The sequence below is a fragment of the Streptomyces sp. 5-10 genome (genome assembly GCF_014712245.1).
GTDB lineage: Bacteria > Actinomycetota > Actinomycetes > Streptomycetales > Streptomycetaceae > Streptomyces > Streptomyces violaceusniger.
In genome coordinates, this window is the sequence record NZ_JACVYG010000056.1 from 10,382 (window position 1) to 28,958 (window position 18,577).

Here is an 18,577-nt window from a genome sequence, read left to right on the forward strand (position 1 = left end):
TTCAGTCGGCGCCGTTTCGTGAGATTGCCACGCCATATGTTCGACGTGAGTTGCCCGAATTATCTCCATTTCCTGCCGCGCTAGCGATTTTTTTGGAGAAAACATGTCAACCGCCGTGGACGCAGGCGATCTTGTCATCGGCATCACTCCGTTCGGGGAACCGGACGCGAGACTCGCCGCGGCGGTCGGCCGCGCGGGCGGTCTCGGCGTCCTCGACCTGGGAACGGCGGGCCGCGAAGCCCTCCAGGCGTGGGAGGACATCCGCGAGTGGGCGGCCGGTGGCCGGTACGGCGTGCGGGTCGCGGCGGGTTGCCGCCTCACCCCCGCGGACCTACTGGACGCCCGGTCCACCGGCACCCCCACGGGCGGCTCGCACGGTGACGCGCCCGGTCCGCATGCGGTGGTGCTCGGCGCGGACTCGCCCTGGCCGGTGGAGGCCGTTGCCGACCGCTGCCGCGTGCTGGTCGAGGTGACAGACCTTGACGGGGCCCTCGATGCCATCCGCGCCGGTGCGCACGGGCTGATCGCCCGGGGGAGCGAGAGCGGCGGCCGCATCGGTCCGCTGGGCACCTTCGTCCTGCTCCAGCGGCTCCTCGCCGACCCCCGGGTGCCCATACCGGTGTGGGCCTGCGGCGGCATCGGCCCGCGTACCGCCGCCGCGTCCGTGCTCGGCGGCGCGGCCGGGGTCGTCCTCGACACCCAGCTGGCCCTGCTCGCCGAATCCCGGCTCCCGGAGGACCGTGCCGCGGCCATCCGCTCCATGGACGGCTCCGAGACCACCGTCCTCGACGGACACCGGATCCTGCGGCGCCGGGGGCGCGCCCCGCACATCGGGCCAGACCTGACGGTTGGTCAGGAGGGCTTCCTGGCCGCGCGGTTCGCCGAGCGGTGGCGGGACGCCGGCCGGACGGTCCGGGGCATCGCGGACGCCGTCCGGGAGGCCGCACACGAGGCCGTACGGACCGGCTCCGCCATCGTATCGGCGCTGCGCCCCGGCGCCCCGCTGAGCACCCGCCTCGGCACCCGGCTGCCGCTCGCACAGGGCCCGATGACCCGGGTCAGCGACCAGGGCGCGTTCGCCTCCGCCGTCGCCGCCGGGGGAGCGCTGCCGTTCATCGCGCTCGCCCTGGCCGGACGCGAGCAGGCGCGCACCATGCTGGAGGAGGCCGCGGCGGCGCTGGAGGGACGCCCCTGGGGCGTCGGTGTCCTCGGCTTCGCACCCGAGGAGATCAGGAACGCCCAGCTCGAGGCCGTACGGGAGATCCGTCCCAGCCACGCGATCATCGCGGGCGGACGGCCGTCCCAGGCCAAGGCGCTGGAGCGGGACGGCATCGCCACCTATCTGCACGTGCCCTCGCCGGGGCTGCTGCGCCAGTTCCTCCAGGCCGGTGCCCGGCGGTTCGTCTTCGAGGGCTCCGAATGCGGCGGCCACGTGGGGCCGCGCAACAGCTTCCCGCTGTGGGAGGCCCAGATCGCCGTCATCGAGGACTTCCTCGACGAGGCCGCACACCACCCGCGTCACACGGCGGGTACGGACGGCGCCGACGCGACCGATGGCCTCGACCGCACCGATGGCACCGACGGCGGGGGCATCGAGATCTTCTTCGCCGGGGGAGTGCACGACGAACGCTCCGCCGCGATGGTGGCCGCGCTCGCCGCCCCGCTCACCCGGCGCGGCGTCGCCGTCGGATCGCTGATGGGCACCGCGTACCTGTTCACCGAGGAGGCGGTGGCACACGGCGCCGTACAGCCGCTCTTCCAGCGCCAGGTGGTGGCCGCCGTGCACACCGTGCTGCTGGAGACCGCCCCCGGCCATGCCACACGCTGCGTGCCCAGCCCCTTCACCGAGAGCTTCGACACCGTGAAGGAGCGGCTGCGCCACGAGGGCCTGCCGGACCGGGAGGTCTGGGAGCGGCTGGAGCGGCTGAACGTGGGACGGCTGAGGATCGCCAGCAAGGGCGTGGACCGCGGACCCGACGGCGCGTTGACCCCGGTGGACGAGGAAGGCCAGCTCAGCGGCGGGATGTTCATGGCCGGGCAGGTGGCCGTGATGCGCTCGGCCACCACCACGATCGCCACACTGCACCATGCGGTGGGCCCCGGCGCCGCCGACTTCCTCACCGCACGCGCGGAGGCCGTGTGCGAGCACCTGGGCGTGGCCACGGCCCCGGCAGCGGCCGAGGCACCCGAGCCGCTGGACGTGGCCGTCGTCGGCATGGCGTGCATGTTTCCGCAGGCACCCGACCTCGCCTCGTACTGGGCCAATGTGGTGGGCGGTGTGGACACCGTCACCGAGGTGCCCGCCGAGCGCTGGGATCCCGCAGTCCACTACACCGGCGGCAAGGACGGCGCCTCCGCCTCCCAATGGGGCGGCTTTCTGCCCCCCATCCCCTTCGACCCGCTGCGCTACGGCATCCCCCCGGCCTCGCTCGGCAGCATCGAACCCGTACAGCTGCTGGCCCTGGAGGCCGCCCGCCGGGCCCTGGACGACGCCGGATACGGCGACCCGTGTGACGGCGGCCGGACCTTCGACCGCTCCCGCACCTCCGTGGTGTTCGGCGCCGAGGCGGGCAGTGATCTGTCCAACGCCCAGACGCTGCGCGCCGTCCTGCCGTCCTACGTCCACGAGGTGCCGCAGGCCCTGGCGGACCAGCTGCCCCGGCTCACCGAGGACTCCTTCCCCGGCATGCTCGCCAACGTCATCTCCGGGCGGATCGCCAACCGGCTCGACCTCGGCGGCGCCAACTACACCGTGGACGCGGCCTGCGCGTCATCGCTGGCCGCCGTGGACGTGGCCTGCAAGGAGCTGACCGCGGGCACCAGCGACCTCGTGCTGTGCGGCGGCGCCGACCTGCACAACGGCATCAACGACTACGTGCTCTTCTCCTCCGTGCACGCCCTCTCGCCGACGGGCCGCTCCCGGACCTTCGACAGCTCGGCCGACGGGATCGCGCTCGGCGAGGGTGTCGCGTGTGTCGTCCTCAAACGGCTGGCCGACGCCGAACGGGACGGCGACCGCGTCTACGCCGTCGTCAAGGGCGTCGGCTCCTCCAGCGACGGCCGCTCGCTCGGGCTGACCGCCCCGCGCCCCGAGGGCCAGCGGGCCGCGCTGGAGCGCGCCTACGCCAATGCCCGCGTCTCGCCCGCCGACGTCGGCCTGATCGAGGCGCACGGCACCGGTACGGCCGTCGGCGACCGCACCGAACTCACCGTCCTGGGCGAGGTGTTCACCGAGGCCGGGGCCGAACCCGGGGCGTGTGCGCTGGGCTCGGTGAAGTCGCAGATCGGGCACACCAAATGCGCCGCGGGTCTCGCCGGGCTGGTGAAGGCCGCGATGGCGCTGCACACGGGAATCACACCGCCGACCCTGCATCTGACCCGGCCCAACGAGGCATGGGACGCGGACCGCAGCCCCTTCGCCTTCCACACCCGGGCCCGGCCATGGGCCGCCGCGCCGGCCGAGCGGGTGGCCGGGGTCAGCGCGTTCGGCTTCGGCGGGACCAACTTCCACGTGGTGCTCGCCGCACACGGCCGCGGGGCGCCACCCGCGCAGGGGCTGGACGCCTGGCCCGCCGAGCTGTTCCTCTTCCGCGGAGCCGACCGGGCGGCGGCGCTGCGGGTGGTCCAGGAGACACTCGACCAGCTCATGGCCAATGACGCGGCGGGTCGGCCGTGGCGGCTGCGCGACCTGGCGCTGACCGCCTCCCGGCGCGCCGACGCCGGCCGGGAACCGGTCCGGGTGGCCGTCGTGGCCTCGGACCTGGACGACCTGGCCGCACGATTACGCCAGGTGCTCGCGGGCGATCCGCCGGGCCAGGGCCCGCGCGGACCGGATGGGCTGTATACGGCCCCGGACGCGCCCGAGAAGAGGGAGGAGAGCGGGGAGGCCGAGCAGAACGGGGACAGTGGGGAGGCCGAGGGCGGGGCGGGGCGCGGCAAGGTCGCGTTTCTCTTCCCCGGGCAGGGCAGCCAGCGACCCGGGATGTTCGCCGACGCCTTCATCACCTTCCCCGAGCTCCAGCGCCATCTGCGCCACGGACGCGACTACGCCGACGCGCTGTATCCCCCCGCCGCCTTCGACGGGGCCGGGGAGTCGGCGCGGCGCACCGCGATCACCGACACCCGGGTGGCCCAGCCCGCACTGGGCATCGTCGGGCTCGCCGCGTACACCCTGCTGACCTCGGCCGGGGTACGGCCCGACATGGCGGCCGGACACAGCTACGGCGAGCTGGTCGCGCTGTGCGCCGCGGGCGCGCTCGACCCCCGTACGCTGCCGCAGCTGAGCGCCGAGCGGGCGGCCGCCATCCTCGGCGCCGCCGAGGCCGACGGGGAGGAGCCCGGCACGATGGCGGCCGTGACCGCCGCCCCCGACGAGATCGAGCCGGTGCTGCGCGCGGCCGGGCTCGACGGGCGTGTGGTGGCCGCCAACCACAACGCGCCACGGCAGACCGCGATCTCCGGGCCCCAGCGGGACGTCGAGGAGGCGGTGCGGCTGCTGCGGGAGGCCGGGCACTCGGTCAAACGGATCCCGGTGGCCTGCGCCTTCCACAGCCCGCTGGTGGCCGGGGCCGGTGCGCGATTCGCGGAGGCGCTGGCCCGACATCCGGTACGGGCGGCCGAGTTCCCCGTCTGGGCGAACCGCACCGCTGCCCCGCACGGCGCGGAACCGGATGCCATCCGCGCCGAACTCGCCGCCCAGATCGGCGCGCCGGTCCGCTTCGTGGCGCAGATCGAGGCCATGTACGAGGCGGGCGCACGGATCTTCGTGGAGGCCGGTCCGGGGACGGTGCTCACCCGGCTGGTGGGGGAGATCCTCGATGGCCGTCCGCATCTCGCCCTCGCCTGCGAGGGACGGCGGTCCGGCGCCGCCGGGCCGCGTGGGTTTCTCGACACCCTCGCCCGGCTGGCCGTCGCGGGCGTTCCGGTGCGCACGGCCTGGCTGTTCCACGGCCGGGACGCGGTGGCGGCGGGATCCGCCCCGCCACCGAAGCGGCCCGGCTGGACGGTCGACGGACACCTCATCCGCACCACGGACGGTGAGCTCCTGCCCGGTGCGCTGGCACCGGCCCGACGTGTCATGGAGGCTACGGTGAGCCAGACGGATAGGACGGGGGGCGGCGAGTACGGCGACAGAGACGCCCTGATCTCGGAGTTCCTGAGAACCAGCCGGGAGATGATCGCCGCCCAGCGCGATGTGCTCCTTACGTACTTCGGTGGCGCGCCGGGCGAACGGCGCGCGGCGCCACCGTCCCCGGTGGCCCCGGCCACGGCCCTGCCCTCCGAACTCGTCCCGGTGGCCACCGCGTCGGAGGCACCGACCCCGGAGGCACCGTCCCCGGTCGCCGACGTGGCTCCTGCCCCGCCCGCGCCCGCCACCGGGCCCGATGTGCTGCGTGCGGTCTCCGAGATCATCAGCGAACGCACCGGCTACCCGGTCGACATGATCGAACCGGACCTCGACCTCGAGGCAGATCTCAGCATCGACTCCATCAAACGCGCCGAGATCGCGGGCGAGTTGGCGCGGCGCCTCGGTGTCGCGGGCGCGGACACCGCCACCCTGGGCGATGAGGAGCTGGAGGAGCTGGCCAAGGCCCGCACCACGGCCGCCGTCACCGACTGGCTCACCGCCCGTCTCGCGCCCGCCCCCGCGGGCATCGCGACCGCCGGGCCGCCCGACGAACCGAGGCCGGCGCCCGTGCGGGTGGCGGAGCCCATGCCTGTGGCCGTGCCCGGCGTGGCGCCCAAGCGGATGCGGCTGGTGCCCGTGCCCCTCGGCGCACCGGACGAGGGCGCCGCCGCGCCGCCCGCCCTGACCGGTCGGCGCTTCGCCCTGCTCGGCGGGGACGGCGACGGGGTGGCCGAGGCGGTGGCCTCCCGTCTCGGCGAGCGCGGTGCCGAGGCCGTCATCCTCCCCGCCGGTCATCAGCTCACCGAGGACGACGGCCGGGTGGACGGTGTGCTGCTGCTCGATCCGCTGGCGGCCTCCGGCGCGCCGGTGCTGCCCGAGGCGTTCACGGTCCTCCAGTCGGCGCTGCGGCGCGCCCCGCAGTGGCTGCTGGCGCTCCGCCGCACCGACCCGCTCGCCGCGCGCACGGCGGGGCTGCGTGGCGTGTTCCGCACGGTGGCCAGGGAGTACCCGGACACGGTCACCCGACTGGTGGAGTTCCCCGCCGAGCCGACCGGACTGACCGACGCGGTCGGCTCCGCCGATGTGGCCGGGTCCGTTGACGTGGGCACGTCCGCCGAGGCGGTCGGGTCCGTTGACGTGGTCGGGTCCGCTGAGGTGGTCGGGTCCGCTGAGGTGGTCGGGTCCGCTGAGGTGGTCGGGTCCGTTGATGTGGTCGGGTCTGCCAACGTGGCCAGGTCTGCCGATGTGGTCGGGTCTGCCGAGGCGACCGGGTCCGCCGACGCGGGCGGATCCACTCGCGCGGCCGGCTCCGCCCGCGCGGCCATGTCCGCCCACGCCCTGGCCGACGGGCTGCTCGATGAGCTGCTTGCCCCGGACCGTACGCCCGTCGTTCTGCGCACCGCGGAAGGTCGGCGTCACCGGCTGGACCTCGTGGAGGCCCCGTTGGGCGCGCTCGCCGGTTCGGGGGCCGGGCCCGCCGGGGACGGCGCTGCGGAGGCCGCCGCGCTCGGGCTGGATCGGGACGCGGTGGTGGTCCTGGTCGGTGGGGCGCGGGGCATCACCGCGCGGTTCGCCGCCACCCTCGCGTCCGCCGCCCGCTGCCGGATCGAGCTGCTCGCCCGTACGCCGGAGCCCGTCGGCTCCGAGGATCCGGCCACCGCCGGGGCCCGCGACGAGACCGCCCTGCGCGCGGCGCTCGCGGCCCGTGGCGGGCTCGGGCCCGCCGAGATCCAGCGGGAGGTCGCCCGGATCCTGGCGCGGCGCGAAGTCGCCTCCACCGTCGAGGAGTTGACCGCGCTCGGCGCCCGTGTCCGCTATCGCTCGGTGGATGTCCGCGACGCCGAGGCGGTGCTCCAGGCGGTGAAGCAGATCCACGCCGACCACGGACGGCTGGACGGTGTGGTCTACGGGGCCGGTGTGATCGAGGACCGGCTGATCGCGGAGAAGTCCGCCGAGTCCTTCCAGCGGGTGTACGGCACCAAGGTGGAGGGGGCCCGGACGCTGCTGGACGCGCTGGCCGAACTGCCCGAACCCCCGGCGTTCGCCGTGTTGTTCGGCAGTATCGCCGCCGTCCTCGGCAACCGTGGCCAGGTGGATTACGCGGCGGCCAACGACGCGCTGGAAACCCTCGGCGCGCGGTGGCGGGATCGCACCGGCCGCCGGGCGCTGACCGTGCACTGGGGTCCCTGGGCACCGGCCGGAGCCCACGGCGGGATGGTCACACCCGAACTCGGCCGCGAATACGCCCGGCGCGGCATCTCGCTCATCGACCCCGAGGAGGGCACGCTGGCGCTGCTGCGCGAGCTGGCCTGGGGCGAGGAGTCCACGGGGTCCGTCGTCTACACCGCCTCGGGCTGGTGAGCGTGACGGACGAGCAGCCGCACCGGCAGCCGCCGGTGGCCATCGTCGGGATGTCCGTGCTGCTGCCCGGCTCGCCCGACCTGGACACGTACTGGCGCAACCTGGTCGATGGCGTGGACGCGATCAGCGAGGTCCCGGCCGGGCGGTGGGACGCCGGTTTCTACGCCCCGGACGGCGGTGGCGACACGCCGGGGGCGCCCGACCGGGTGTACTGCCGCCGGGGCGGGTTCGTCGACGAGTTCGCCCGGGTCGAGGCCGCCCGGTTCGGGATCATGCCGAACTCGGTGTCCGGCACCGAACCCGACCAGCTGATCGCCCTGGGTGTCGCGGCGGCGGCCATCGCCGACGCGGGCGGCGAGGACCGGCTGCCCGACCGGCAGCGGGTGGGCGTGGTGCTGGGCCGGGGTGGCTACCTCACCCCCGGGCTGGTCCGGCTCGACCAGCGGGTGCGCACCGCCCACCAGCTCGTACGGACCCTCGGCGAGCTGCTGCCCGACCTCGGGCCCGGCCAACTCGACCGGGTACGGGAGGCGTTCACCGAACGGCTCGGCCCCGACCGGCCCGAGGCGGCCATCGGCCTGGTGCCCAACCTCGCCGCCTCGCGCATCGCCAACCGGCTCGATCTGCGCGGCCCCGCGTACACCGTGGACGCGGCCTGCGCCTCCTCGCTCGTCGCCGTCGACCAGGCGGTGGGGGAGCTGGCCTCGGGCCGGTGCGATGTGATGCTCGCGGGCGGGGTGCACCACTGCCACGACATCACCCTGTGGAGCGTCTTCTCCCAGCTGCGCGCGCTGTCGCCGAGCCAGCGCATCCGGCCCTTCCACCGCGCGGCCGACGGCCTGCTGATCGGCGAGGGCACCGGTGTGGTCGTCCTCAAACGGCTCGCCGACGCACTCCGCGACGGCGACCGCGTCTACGCGGTGATCCGCGGCACCGGCGTGGCCTCCGACGGCCGCGCCACCGGCCTGGTCAACCCCGACCCGGGCGGGCAGACCCGCGCCGTACGGCAGGCGTGGCGGGCCGCGGGCCTCGATCCGCGCGAGCCGGGCGCCCTCGGGCTGCTGGAGGCACACGGCACTGCGACGCCCGCCGGGGACGCGGCCGAACTCGCCACGCTGGCCGAGGTGTTCGGCCCCGGTGACATGCCGGGGGAGAAGGCCGCCATCGGCTCGGTGAAGTCGATGATCGGCCACACCATGCCCGCCGCCGGTGTCGCGGGCCTGGTGAAGGCCGCCCTCGCGGTCCACCACGGCCGGCTGCTGCCCACCCTGCACTGCGACGACCCCCACCCGGCGCTCGCGGCCACCCGCTTCTCGGTGCTCGACGCGGCCGAGCCCTGGGACGCTCACGTACGGCGCGCCGCCGTCAACGCCTTCGGCTTCGGCGGGATCAACGCCCATGTGGTGCTGGAGCAGCCCCCGCCGGTGCCGGGGACGCGGCGCGCCACGACCCTCGTCATCGAACCGGAGCGGGTGCTGGCGCTGGCGGCGGACACCCCGGAGCGGTTGGCCGAGCTGCTGTCGGCGGACGATACGACCGTCCGGACGACGGTGACGGGGCGGGACGCCCGTACCGCCCGTACCCGGCTGGGCATCGTCGACCCCACCGCCAAACGGCTCGCGCTCGCCCGGCGCATGGTGGCCAAGGGCCGCCCGTGGCGGGGCCGTAACGACATCTGGTTCACGTCCGCGCCACTGCTCGGCGCGGGCGCGGCGCCGAGGGGGAAGCTCGCCTTCGTCTTCCCCGGTCTCGAAGCCGAGTTCGTCCCCCGTGTGGACGGTGTCGCGGAGTACTTCGGGCTCTCCCGGCCCGCCGGGGACCGCTTCGGCGAGGCGGCGCGCGTGGGCGACATCGGTCGCCATGGCGTCGGTGTGTTCGGCGTCGGTCGGCTGCTGGACGCGGCGCTGCGGCGGATGGGGGTCGTGCCGGACGCGGTGGCCGGGCACAGCGTGGGGGAGTGGACCGCGCTGGTCGTGGGGGGCCTCTACGCGGGCCAGGAGGTCGACGCCTTCCTCGACTCCTTCGACCCGGACGCGCTGCGGGTGCCCGGCCTGGCCTTCGCCGTCCTCGGCGCGGGTGCGCGGCGGGTGTCCGACGCGCTCACCGAGCGGGCGGACGGCCGGATCGTGCTCTCGCACGACAACGCGCCCAGCCAGTCGATGGTGTGCGGGCCGCGTGGCGACGTCGAGGAGTTCGTCCGGGCCATGCGCGCCGAGGGCGTGATCGCGCAGCTCCTGCCCTTCCAGTCCGGCTTCCACACCCCGATGCTGGCGCCCTACCTCGATCCCATCCGAGCCGTGACGGAACGCTTCGAGCTGCTCCTGCCACCCAGGACCCCCGTCTGGTCCGGGACGACCGCCGCACCGTATCCGGCGACCGAGGCGGAGGTGCGCGCACTGTTCATCCGCCATCTGCTGGAGCCGGTGCGCTTCCGGCTGCTGACGGAAGCCCTGTACGAGGCGGGGTTCCGCGCGTTCGTCCAGGTCGGTACGGGGCAGTTGGGGTCGCTCATCGGGGACACGCTGCAGGGGCGTGACCACCTGGTGGTGGCCGCCAACTCGCCCCACCGGGACGGGGTGTCCCAACTTCGGCGGGTGGCCACGGCGCTGTGGGCGGAGGGGGTGGAGGTGGATCCCGCGCTGCGGAGCGAGGCTGAAGCCTCGCGGGCGAAACCAGCGCTTCCCGCGGTGCGGCTGGACCTGAGCGGTTCGCTGATCTCGCTCGGCGCGGCGAGGTTGAGCGAGCTGCGCACGGTGGTGGGCAAGCGTTCCTCCCCCGGCTACCGCCGGGAGGTGCCCCCCGGGCGGAACGGGTGGGCACCACCCCACCCGCACCCGGCAACGGCGAGCACACCCCAGGGCGCGTCCCCGCACCCGCGCGCCCTTTGGGCTGCCGAACTCGACGCCCTGCTCAGCGAGACCGCCGCCACCGCGACAGCGGTCATCGCGGCAAGCCGCCCACCGACCCCGCACACCCATGAGCTACAGGTCTCCACCGAGACCATGCCCTACCTCCGCGACCACTGCTTCTTCCCCCAACGCCCCGACTGGCCGGATGAGTTGGACCGCTGGCCCGTGGTCCCGGCCACCACGATCGTCCAGCACCTCATGGACACGGCGGAACGCACGGCGGGCAACAACCCCGTGGCCGTCGCCGTACACGGCGCCCGCTTCGACCAGTGGGTGACGGCGTCGCCACCCACCACCGTCCAGGTCACCGCGACCCCCGCCTCGGCGACTCACCACACCGTCGCCTTCGGCCGCAGCGCCCGCGCCACCGTGGAAGTGGCCGCCCGCCACCCCGGCACCCGCCCCACGCCCTGGAGCGTCGACCCCGCCACCGAGCGCACACCCGACCACACCGCACGGCTCATCTACACCGAGCGCTGGATGTTCCACGGACCGGCCTTCCAAGGGCTCACCGAACTCAGCGCGATCGGCGCATCGCACATTCGCGGCACGATCACCACACCCCCCGCGCCCGGGGCCCTGCTGGACAACGTCGGACAGCTCCTCGGCTACTGGATCATGGCGACCCGCACCGAACGGACCGTGGTGTTCCCGGTCGGCATGCGTCTGATGCGCTTCTTCGGCCCGCATCCGGCCCCCGGCACACCGGTGGAGTGCCTGATCAGGATCACCTCGCTGACCGATACCACGCTCGAGGCCGACGCACAGCTGCTGATCGACGGCGAGGTGTGGGCGGAGCTGTCCGGCTGGCGGGACCGCCGGTTCGACAACCACCCCGAAACCCGGCCCGTGGAGCGCTTCCCGCAGCGCAACACGCTGTCCCGGCCCCAGCCGGGCGGCTGGGTGCTGCTCCATGAGCGCTGGCCCGATCTGGCCTCCCGCGACCTGATCATGCGTAACCACCTGGGCAGCGACGAGCGCACCGCCTATGAACGCCAGCCGCCACGCGGCCGCAGACAGTGGCTGCTGGGCAGGATCGCGGCCAAGGACGCCGTGCGCCGGTGGCTCTGGGACCAGGGCGAAGGGCCGGTCTTCCCCGCCGAGATCGGGATCCGCGAGGACGCCCAGGGGCGCCCGTACGCCGTCGGCGTGCACGGCCGGATCCTGCCCGAACTGGCGCTCTCGCTGGCGCACCGGGCCGAGACCGGGGTCGCCCTGGTGGTGCCGCGCCACGCGAACGGCGCCGCGGGCCCCGGTATCGCCCTCGAAGAGGTCGCCGACCACGATGACGTGGCCGTCGCCCTCGCCCGTCCGGAGCGGGAACTCCTCGCGGCGGTGACGTCCCGGAGCGGGGGATCACACGCCCGCTGGGCCAGCGCCTTCCGGGCCGCGAAGGAGGCGGTCGCCACGGCGGAGGGGACCGGGCTCCGCGACCGGCCACGGGACCTGACCATCGCCGAGGTACGGCCCGGTGCGGACCACCCCGACGCGCCACCGGCCCGGCTCATCGTGGACGTGGCGGCCACCGTCCCCGGGCAGCCCCCGCGCCGCTACGAAGTCCACACCATCACCATCGCCAACCCACCCGGACTGCCGGACCGGGACTACGCCGTGGCCTGGACGACCGGCCCGGACCACCTTGAACAGGACGAGGAGAGCGATCAGTGACCACCGTCAATCAGACCGCCCCGTCACCTGCCGCCGACGCACCGGCCGAGGCACCGGCCGAGGCATCGGTCAGCGCACCGGCCGACGCACCGGCCGTGCTCGCGGAGATATCCGGGATGCTCCGGACGATGCTCGACGAATACGGCCTCGACGATATCGAGGTGACCATGGAGACCCGCTTCACCGAGGATCTGGAGCTGGAGAGCATCGACCTGGTGACGCTGGCCGGCAGCCTGGAGGCGCGGTACGGCAGACAGGTCAACTTCGCCGAGTTCGTGGCCGACCTCGAGCTCGACGAGATCATCGACCTCACCGTGGGGCAGCTCGTCGAGTATGTCGTCCGGTGCCTCAGAGCCGCCCGGGAGCGCTGACCCATGGCGATGATCGACACCGAACACGCCACCGACCACGACGGCCCGCATACCGGGACGGACGGCGTCCGACTGCATGTCCAGCGGCTGTCCCCGCCCGACGGCCGTCCGCCCATCGCCACCGCCGTACTCATCCACGGTCTGCTCACCGACTCCCTCGCCAGCTGGTACTTCACGGTGGCCCCGGACCTCGCAGCCGCCGGACTGGAGGTGGTGATGTACGACCAGCGGGGACACGGCCGCAGCGAGCGCCCCGGCTCCGGCTACCGGCTGGACACCTTCGTCACCGATCTGGCGCGGCTGCTCGACCGGCTGGACATCACCGGTCCGGTCCATCTCGTGGGCAACTGCTTCGGCGGCACGGTGGCGTTCGCCTACGCCATGCGCCATCCGGAGCGGGTGGCCGGTATCGCGGTGATCGAGGCGAAACCCGCCACCGAGAGCTGGCTGACCGAGATCAGTGGGATCCTGCGGCGTGTCGAGGAGGAGCTGGTCGTCCATGAGGCCGAGTCGCTGGCCTGGGTGAGCGCCCACCGGGGCGCCCACACCGCGCGGCTCGCCAAGTCGGCCGCCCGCCTGGTCCGTACGACCACCATCGCCGAGGACGTACCGGCGAGCCGGGTGGTGAGCGAGGAGCAGGTCCGCGCGATGCGCTGCCCGGTGCTGGCCGTCTACGGCGCCGATTCCGAACTCGCGGGGCAGCAGCGGTGGTTGGAGGCGGTGCTGCCCGGCACCCGGACCGTCGTCCTGCCGGGGCAGGGCCACTCGGTCCTCGCCGAGGCGCCCACCCGCGTCCGCGAACTGCTGCTGTCCTGGATCGACGAGCGCGAACCTGAACACGGGCGCCATGCGGCCACCGGCGCCCCGGCGGCGGGGGCGCCCCTGGAGGCCGATGCCTGATGAGTGAACCGAGCAGGGATCCGGAAGCCTCACCCCGCACACCCCGCCGCTTTCTCTTCGTCGTGCCGCCGCTCGTCGGCCACGTCAACCCCACCGTCGGCGTCGCGGCCGAACTCACCGCCCGGGGGCACCGAGTGGCCTGGGCCGGGATGCCCGAGGTCGTCGAGCGGCTGACCGGGCGGGGGACGACGGTCTACCGCTGCGCCGGGCCGGTGCTCGGCGAGGGCGGGGCGGGCCGGCCACCGGACGTACGCGGTCCGGCGGCGCTGAAGTTCCTGTGGGAGCGGTTCCTGGTGCCGCTCGCCGAGGCCATGGCTCCGGGCGTGGCCAAGGCCATCGAGGCGTTCCGCCCCGATGTGGTGATCGCCGACCAGCAGACCGTGGCGGGCGCGTTGGTGGCCGAACGGCTGGGGGTGCGCTGGGCCACATCCGCCACCACCTCGGCGGAGTTCACCGGCGCGCTGGACGGGATGCCCAAGATCGACGCCTGGCTGGATGGGCTGTTGCACGAGGTGCGGGGCCGGATCGGCGACCCGGAGGGCACGGCCGACCCCCGGTTCGCACCGGATCTCGTCCTCGCCTTCACCACCGAGGAACTGGCCGGACGACCGGCCCGGGCGGGCGACCGCATCCACTATGTGGGGCCGTCGATCGCCGAGCGACCGGCCACGACGGACTTCCCCTGGGAGTGGCTGGACCCCGCGCGCCCCGCGGTCCTCATCACGCTCGGCACCGCGAACACCGACGCCGGGGCGCGCTTCCTCACCGAGTGCCTGGAGGCCGTACGGGCCCGGGCCGGCCGCCTCCAGACGGTCGTCGTCGACCCCGACGACGTACTCGCTCGGGCCGCCCGGGCCACCCGGAGCAGGCCCGCGACCCCGGACGGCAACGACGTCCTGGTGTGCCGCTACGTCCCCCAACTCCCCCTGCTGCGACGGGTGAACGCGGTCGTGTGCCACGCCGGTCACAACACGGTCTGCGAAACCCTCTGGCACGGCGTACCGCTCGTCGTGGCGCCCATCCGGGACGACCAGCCGGTGGTGGCCGCCCAGGTGGTGGACGCGGGCGCGGGCATCCGGGTGCGCTTCGGCAGGGCGCGGGCGGCTGCCATCGGCGAGGCGCTCGACGCCGTACTGCACGAACCGCGCTACCGCGCCGCGGCCGAGCGCGTGGGCGCGTCCTTCCGCGCGGCGGGCGGCGCCACCGCGGCCGCCGCCCACCTGGAGCGGCTGGCCACAACGGGCGCCACCCACGCCCCCGCGAGCGCCGCCACCCCTGCCACAGCGGGCGCCACCCGTCCCACCGCGAGCGCCGCCACCCACGCCACCGCGAACCCGGAAGGGGACCGATGAGCCGCGAGAGTGCCGTACCCCGCACACCGGAGAAGCCGTCCCGCGCCGAGACCGTCGCCGCGCTGCGCCCCCGCTACCAGGCCGATCTGGCGCGGGGCACCGAGCGGTTCTTCGAACCCCGCCGCACGGACTGCCCGTGGTGCGGCTCCACGCGGCTGGCGCGGCGGCTGCGCACCAAGGACCGGTACCAGAGCAAACCCGGCCACTTCCGGCTCGACAGATGCCGGGACTGCCGCCATGTCTTCCAGAATCCACGGCTGAACGACGACGGCCTGGAGTTCTACTACCGCGACTTCTACGACGGGATGGGGGAGATCGAACTCGGGAACGTCTTCTCCGGGCGGGACAAGGTGTACCGGCGGCGCGCAATGTTCCAGGAGCTCTCCGCCGAGCCGCCGAAGACCTGGCTCGATGTCGGCACCGGACACGGCCACTTCCCCGAGGTGGCCCGTACCGTCTTCCCCGGCACCCGCTTCGACGGACTGGACTTCACCGCCGGTGTCGAACTGGCCGAGCGTACGGGCCGCATCGACCGGGCCATCCGCGGCAGCTTCCCCGAGCTGGCCGAGGAGCGGCTGGCCGGGAGCTACGACGTGGTGAGCATGTTCCACTACCTGGAACACAGCACGGACCCCCGCGCCGAACTCCGCGCCGCCCGCCGGGCCCTGCGGCCCGGCGGCCATCTGCTGATCGAGGTGCCCGACCCGGAGTGCTGGTTCGGCCGGCTCCTCGGCCGGTTCTGGCTCCCCTGGCTCCAGCCCCAGCATCTGCACTTCGTTCCGGTGGCCAACCTCCGCGAGGAACTGTCGGCACTGGGCTTCACCGTGACCGACGAACAGCACCGCGGGCCGTCGGACACCGTCGACCTGCTCGGCGCCGTCTGGCTGGCGCTCAACGCGATCGCCCCGCCCGATGACGCCCCCTCCCTGGCCAGGCCGCCCGGCCGGCTCCGATGGCTGCTGCGCTGCGCGATCCTGCTGGCGGGCGTGCCCGCCCTCGTGGTCGCGACCACCCTCGACCGCGTGCTGCTCAAACCGCTGGCGGGGCTCGGCAAGATGTCCAACGCCTATCGGGTGGTGGCCCGGTGTGATGCCCCCGCCCGTCCCGGCCCCCGTTAAGGTGGCCCCCGGGTCCCGCTCCGGGGCCCGGGGGGAGGGGTGATGCACGGCGATGTCGAGGCCGAGGGGGCCGGAGGGCCGCGCACGCCCGGAGGGTTACGTCCGCCCGGAGGGCTGCGCACGGCCGCGCGCTTCGTCACCCCCGGGCGCCACGGCACCTGGTACGTCAGCCGCCTCGTCATCAGCTGCTGCGCCGCCGACGCCCAGGTGCGCAAGGTGCGGGTGCACGGGGCCCCGGCGCCGCCCGCCGACGCCTGGGTGACCGTCACCGGCACCTGGCATCCCACCGGAAAGGTGGGCACGGAGGGCGCGAGCCCCGCCCTGGACGCCACCGCCGTCCGCCGTGTCCCCGCGCCCAAGGACCCCTACCACGACATGGTGACCGGCCCGGGCGGCGGTTGAGCCACCCCGGCGGGGCCGGACGTCAGGGGCCCGTCGCCGTGCCGTCGGGCCGCGGCGGCTCCTCCCCGGACGTCTCCTGGGCCTGCGACGGTGGCGGTTCGGTGGCCGCCAGGGCCGTCCGCATCCCGCCGGGCTTGCTGTTGACGTAGGTGGTGAGCCGGTGCACCTGACGTTCCAGGGCCCTGATCCGGTCCACGATGTCCTCGGGCAGGTTCGCCATCAGTCGGCCTCCTCCAGATACAGGTCGGCGGTCTCCGGACGTCCCCGCTCCGGGGCGGTGACCTTGATGCCGACGACGCGGTAGCGGGCGTCCAGCCCCTCGGAGAACCACACGTCCTTGATGCGCAGCCGCACGGTCGCGCCGAGCAGCGCGGGCGTGGTGCCCGAGCCGAGGCGGATCCGCACCGAGGGGATGACCACCGTGCCGCGCAGGGCGGCGAGTTCGGACCGGGCGAACGCGTCGAGCGTCGCCTTGTCGGTGACATTGCTGTGGTCGGACGAGGTGTCCAGGCGGGGGAACCCGGCCGCGAGGAGGTCCCCGGCCACCTGTTCCCCGGACATCACCGGGCCACCCGCCCCGCCCTCCGGGGTGCCGCCCCTGGCCCGCGCGGTCGTCCCGCCGCGCGTGGCATCGCGGGGGAAGGAGTACGACAGCACATCGCCCGGCAGGTCCAGCATCACCGGCTGGCTGCCCACCCGGATCGTCGGAGAGCCCAGCTGGAGCAGTTTCACCCGCCGCCCGGTCACCGGGTCCCGGTACACCGCGATCCGGTGCTCGAAACCCGGCTCCATCGCCGCGAGTTGCCCGATGGCCTCCTCCACCAGGGTCTCGTCACCGTCGCTGTAGGCCACCGTACGGGTCGCGGTGGGGGCCGTCGGCTCGTACTCCACGCCGATGTGGCCGCCCTCGGACCCCTGCATGTAGTCCCACAGCCGGCGGACGATCTCCAGATGGTCGAGCGCGGTGAAGCTCAGGTTCGCGCGGATGTAGCGACGGCCCGCGTAGGAGTCGAAGGTGGCCGCCTGGAGCCCGACCGTGGTCAGGCCCCGGTCGTCCGTGGCCGGAGTCAGCGTCCAGACGATGCCACCCCAGCAGACCTCGTCCCCCCGCTCCAGATAGACGGCGGTGCGCCCCTCCACCAGCTCCCGGATCCGCCGGGCCATCCGGGCGTCGGGCACCGGAATGGTCGCGGTGAGCGAACCGGGCTTGCCGAGGTAGTCGTCGTACTCCACCTCCCGCAGGGGCAGTACGTCGATGGCCTGGTCGGTGCGCAGATCGGTGAAGACGGCGCGGTAGCGGGCGTCCACGGCGCCTCACGCCACCGGGTCCACGCGGACGAAGCGGTTGTCGAAGTGCACCCGCGTCCCCGCGATCGAGGAGCGGTACGCGGCGGTCGCCGTGTAGACGGCGCCTGGGGTGAGGCTCCCCACCGGGAAGCACGTGGAGATGGAGGCCCGTCCGGCACCGTCGAGGATCGCCGCGCGGTCGTCGGACGGAGCGAGCACCTCGGTGCCGCTCTGTGTCCTGAGCCGGAACGAGATGTAGGCGATGGCGCCTCCGTCGGCGGCCGTGAAGGCGCCGAAGGTGAGGGACACCCAGCGGGAAGCCGGGGCGGTGAAGGTGGCGGTGAGCGTGGCGACGGTGTCGGTGAGCATCTCCTGGTAGGTGGCGGAGGTGGTGGCACCCCAGTCCGCGGTGTGCCGGAGCACGGCGTCGGGAATGAGCTTCGCCCACTGGGCGCCGTCCCAGCGCTCCAGTCGGCCGTCCACGTCGCGGTACTGCCCGGCGTACGCCCCGTTGTGCGGCGCGCCGCCCGCCGTGGGGACGATGCCACCCAGCGCGGCCGTGTAGCGACGGCGGTCGGTGATGGCGGAGGCCCAGGTGATGCCCTTGGCGGCGGAGGTCCCGGCGGGAACGGCGACCTCGTAGAGGAGTTCGGCGTTCTTGGGCACGGCCGGGGCGGTGGGCGAGCTCGCCGCCGTCCCCTGGAGGACCTCCAGCGCCGCACCGTACCGGCCCGAGCCGTCGTAATCGGTGTCGTAGACCCGTACGACGACCGCGTCCACCCGCGGCAGACTGGCGTGGCCGTCGGCGAAGGTCAGCAGGGTGTCGGTGTCCACGGTCACGGGATAGCCGCCCTGCGCCCCGGTGGAGGTGCCGGGTATCCACACCTGGCCGGGGGAGAGCTTGGCCTGCATGCTGGTGGCGGCGGTGCCGGTGAGGCGCAGCCCGCCGAACACACACCCCGCCCGGGTCAGCAGCGGTCCGGCGGACGCCATGCCGAGGCCGACGGCCAGCCGGGTGTCCTCACGGGTCTGTCCATTGGGCAGATGCCAGGCGGAACGAACGGTCATGAAACGGCTCCTG

The 18,577-nt window shown here is 74.2% G+C and carries 10 protein-coding genes; 7 read left to right on the plus strand and 3 right to left on the minus strand.

Annotation, left to right across the window (positions count from 1 at the left end):
• Positions 1–103: 103 nt before the first annotated feature.
• The 7 genes from IEJ02_RS39455 to IEJ02_RS39485 are packed head-to-tail and all read left to right on the plus strand — an operon-like array spanning position 104 to position 16,209.
• Entirely contained in the window at positions 104–7,489 is a 7,386-nt protein-coding gene (locus tag IEJ02_RS39455) for a type I polyketide synthase (protein WP_191069194.1), read from the plus strand.
• On the plus strand, positions 7,486–12,066 hold the full coding sequence (locus IEJ02_RS39460; protein WP_191069195.1) for a type I polyketide synthase: 4,581 nt from the start codon (positions 7,486–7,488) through the stop codon (positions 12,064–12,066). Before IEJ02_RS39455 ends, IEJ02_RS39460 begins: the two co-directional genes overlap by 4 nt.
• Positions 12,063–12,437, plus strand: a complete 375-nt coding sequence (locus IEJ02_RS39465; RefSeq protein ID WP_370467191.1) for an acyl carrier protein — start codon at positions 12,063–12,065, stop codon at positions 12,435–12,437. The genes IEJ02_RS39460 and IEJ02_RS39465 overlap by 4 nt, the downstream gene beginning before the upstream one ends.
• A gap of 3 nt (positions 12,438–12,440) precedes the next feature.
• Positions 12,441–13,337: an alpha/beta fold hydrolase gene (locus IEJ02_RS39470; RefSeq protein WP_370467192.1), complete on the plus strand. Its 897-nt coding sequence runs from the start codon at positions 12,441–12,443 to the stop codon at positions 13,335–13,337.
• On the plus strand, positions 13,337–14,689 hold the full coding sequence (locus IEJ02_RS39475; RefSeq protein WP_191069196.1) for a glycosyltransferase: 1,353 nt from the start codon (positions 13,337–13,339) through the stop codon (positions 14,687–14,689). The genes IEJ02_RS39470 and IEJ02_RS39475 overlap by 1 nt, the downstream gene beginning before the upstream one ends.
• On the plus strand, positions 14,686–15,807 hold the full coding sequence (locus tag IEJ02_RS39480) for a class I SAM-dependent methyltransferase (protein WP_191069197.1): 1,122 nt from the start codon (positions 14,686–14,688) through the stop codon (positions 15,805–15,807). The genes IEJ02_RS39475 and IEJ02_RS39480 overlap by 4 nt, the downstream gene beginning before the upstream one ends.
• Before the next feature lie 42 nt (positions 15,808–15,849).
• Entirely contained in the window at positions 15,850–16,209 is a 360-nt protein-coding gene (locus IEJ02_RS39485; protein WP_370467193.1) for a TIGR03943 family putative permease subunit, read from the plus strand.
• A gap of 22 nt (positions 16,210–16,231) precedes the next feature.
• Here the strand turns inward: IEJ02_RS39485 and IEJ02_RS39490 are convergent, their stop codons facing one another.
• The 3 genes from IEJ02_RS39490 to IEJ02_RS39500 are packed head-to-tail and all read right to left on the minus strand — an operon-like array spanning position 16,232 to position 18,564.
• A complete protein-coding gene (locus IEJ02_RS39490) occupies positions 16,232–16,429 on the minus strand; it encodes a hypothetical protein (protein ID WP_191069198.1) in 198 nt (65 codons plus the stop codon).
• A complete protein-coding gene (locus IEJ02_RS39495; RefSeq protein WP_191069199.1) occupies positions 16,429–17,517 on the minus strand; it encodes a hypothetical protein in 1,089 nt (362 codons plus the stop codon). The genes IEJ02_RS39490 and IEJ02_RS39495 overlap by 1 nt, the downstream gene beginning before the upstream one ends.
• Positions 17,518–17,523: 6 nt before the next feature.
• Complete coding sequence (locus IEJ02_RS39500; RefSeq protein WP_191069200.1) at positions 17,524–18,564, minus strand: hypothetical protein; 1,041 nt, start codon at positions 18,562–18,564, stop codon at positions 17,524–17,526.
• Between the last annotated feature and the right edge of the window lie 13 nt (positions 18,565–18,577).

What these genes read in the sequence shown, in the direction of transcription:
- IEJ02_RS39455 (WP_191069194.1), top strand. Translation starts at nt 104, where the DNA reads ATGTCAACCGCCGTGGACGCAGGCGATCTTGTCATCGGCATCACTCCG.
- IEJ02_RS39470 (WP_370467192.1), top strand. Translation starts at nt 12,441, where the DNA reads ATGGCGATGATCGACACCGAACACGCCACCGACCACGACGGCCCGCAT.
- IEJ02_RS39475 (WP_191069196.1), top strand. Translation starts at nt 13,337, where the DNA reads ATGAGTGAACCGAGCAGGGATCCGGAAGCCTCACCCCGCACACCCCGC.
- IEJ02_RS39480 (WP_191069197.1), top strand. Translation starts at nt 14,686, where the DNA reads ATGAGCCGCGAGAGTGCCGTACCCCGCACACCGGAGAAGCCGTCCCGC.
- IEJ02_RS39485 (WP_370467193.1), top strand. Translation starts at nt 15,850, where the DNA reads ATGCACGGCGATGTCGAGGCCGAGGGGGCCGGAGGGCCGCGCACGCCC.
- IEJ02_RS39490 (WP_191069198.1), bottom strand. Translation starts at nt 16,429, where the DNA reads ATGGCGAACCTGCCCGAGGACATCGTGGACCGGATCAGGGCCCTGGAA.
- IEJ02_RS39500 (WP_191069200.1), bottom strand. Translation starts at nt 18,564, where the DNA reads ATGACCGTTCGTTCCGCCTGGCATCTGCCCAATGGACAGACCCGTGAG.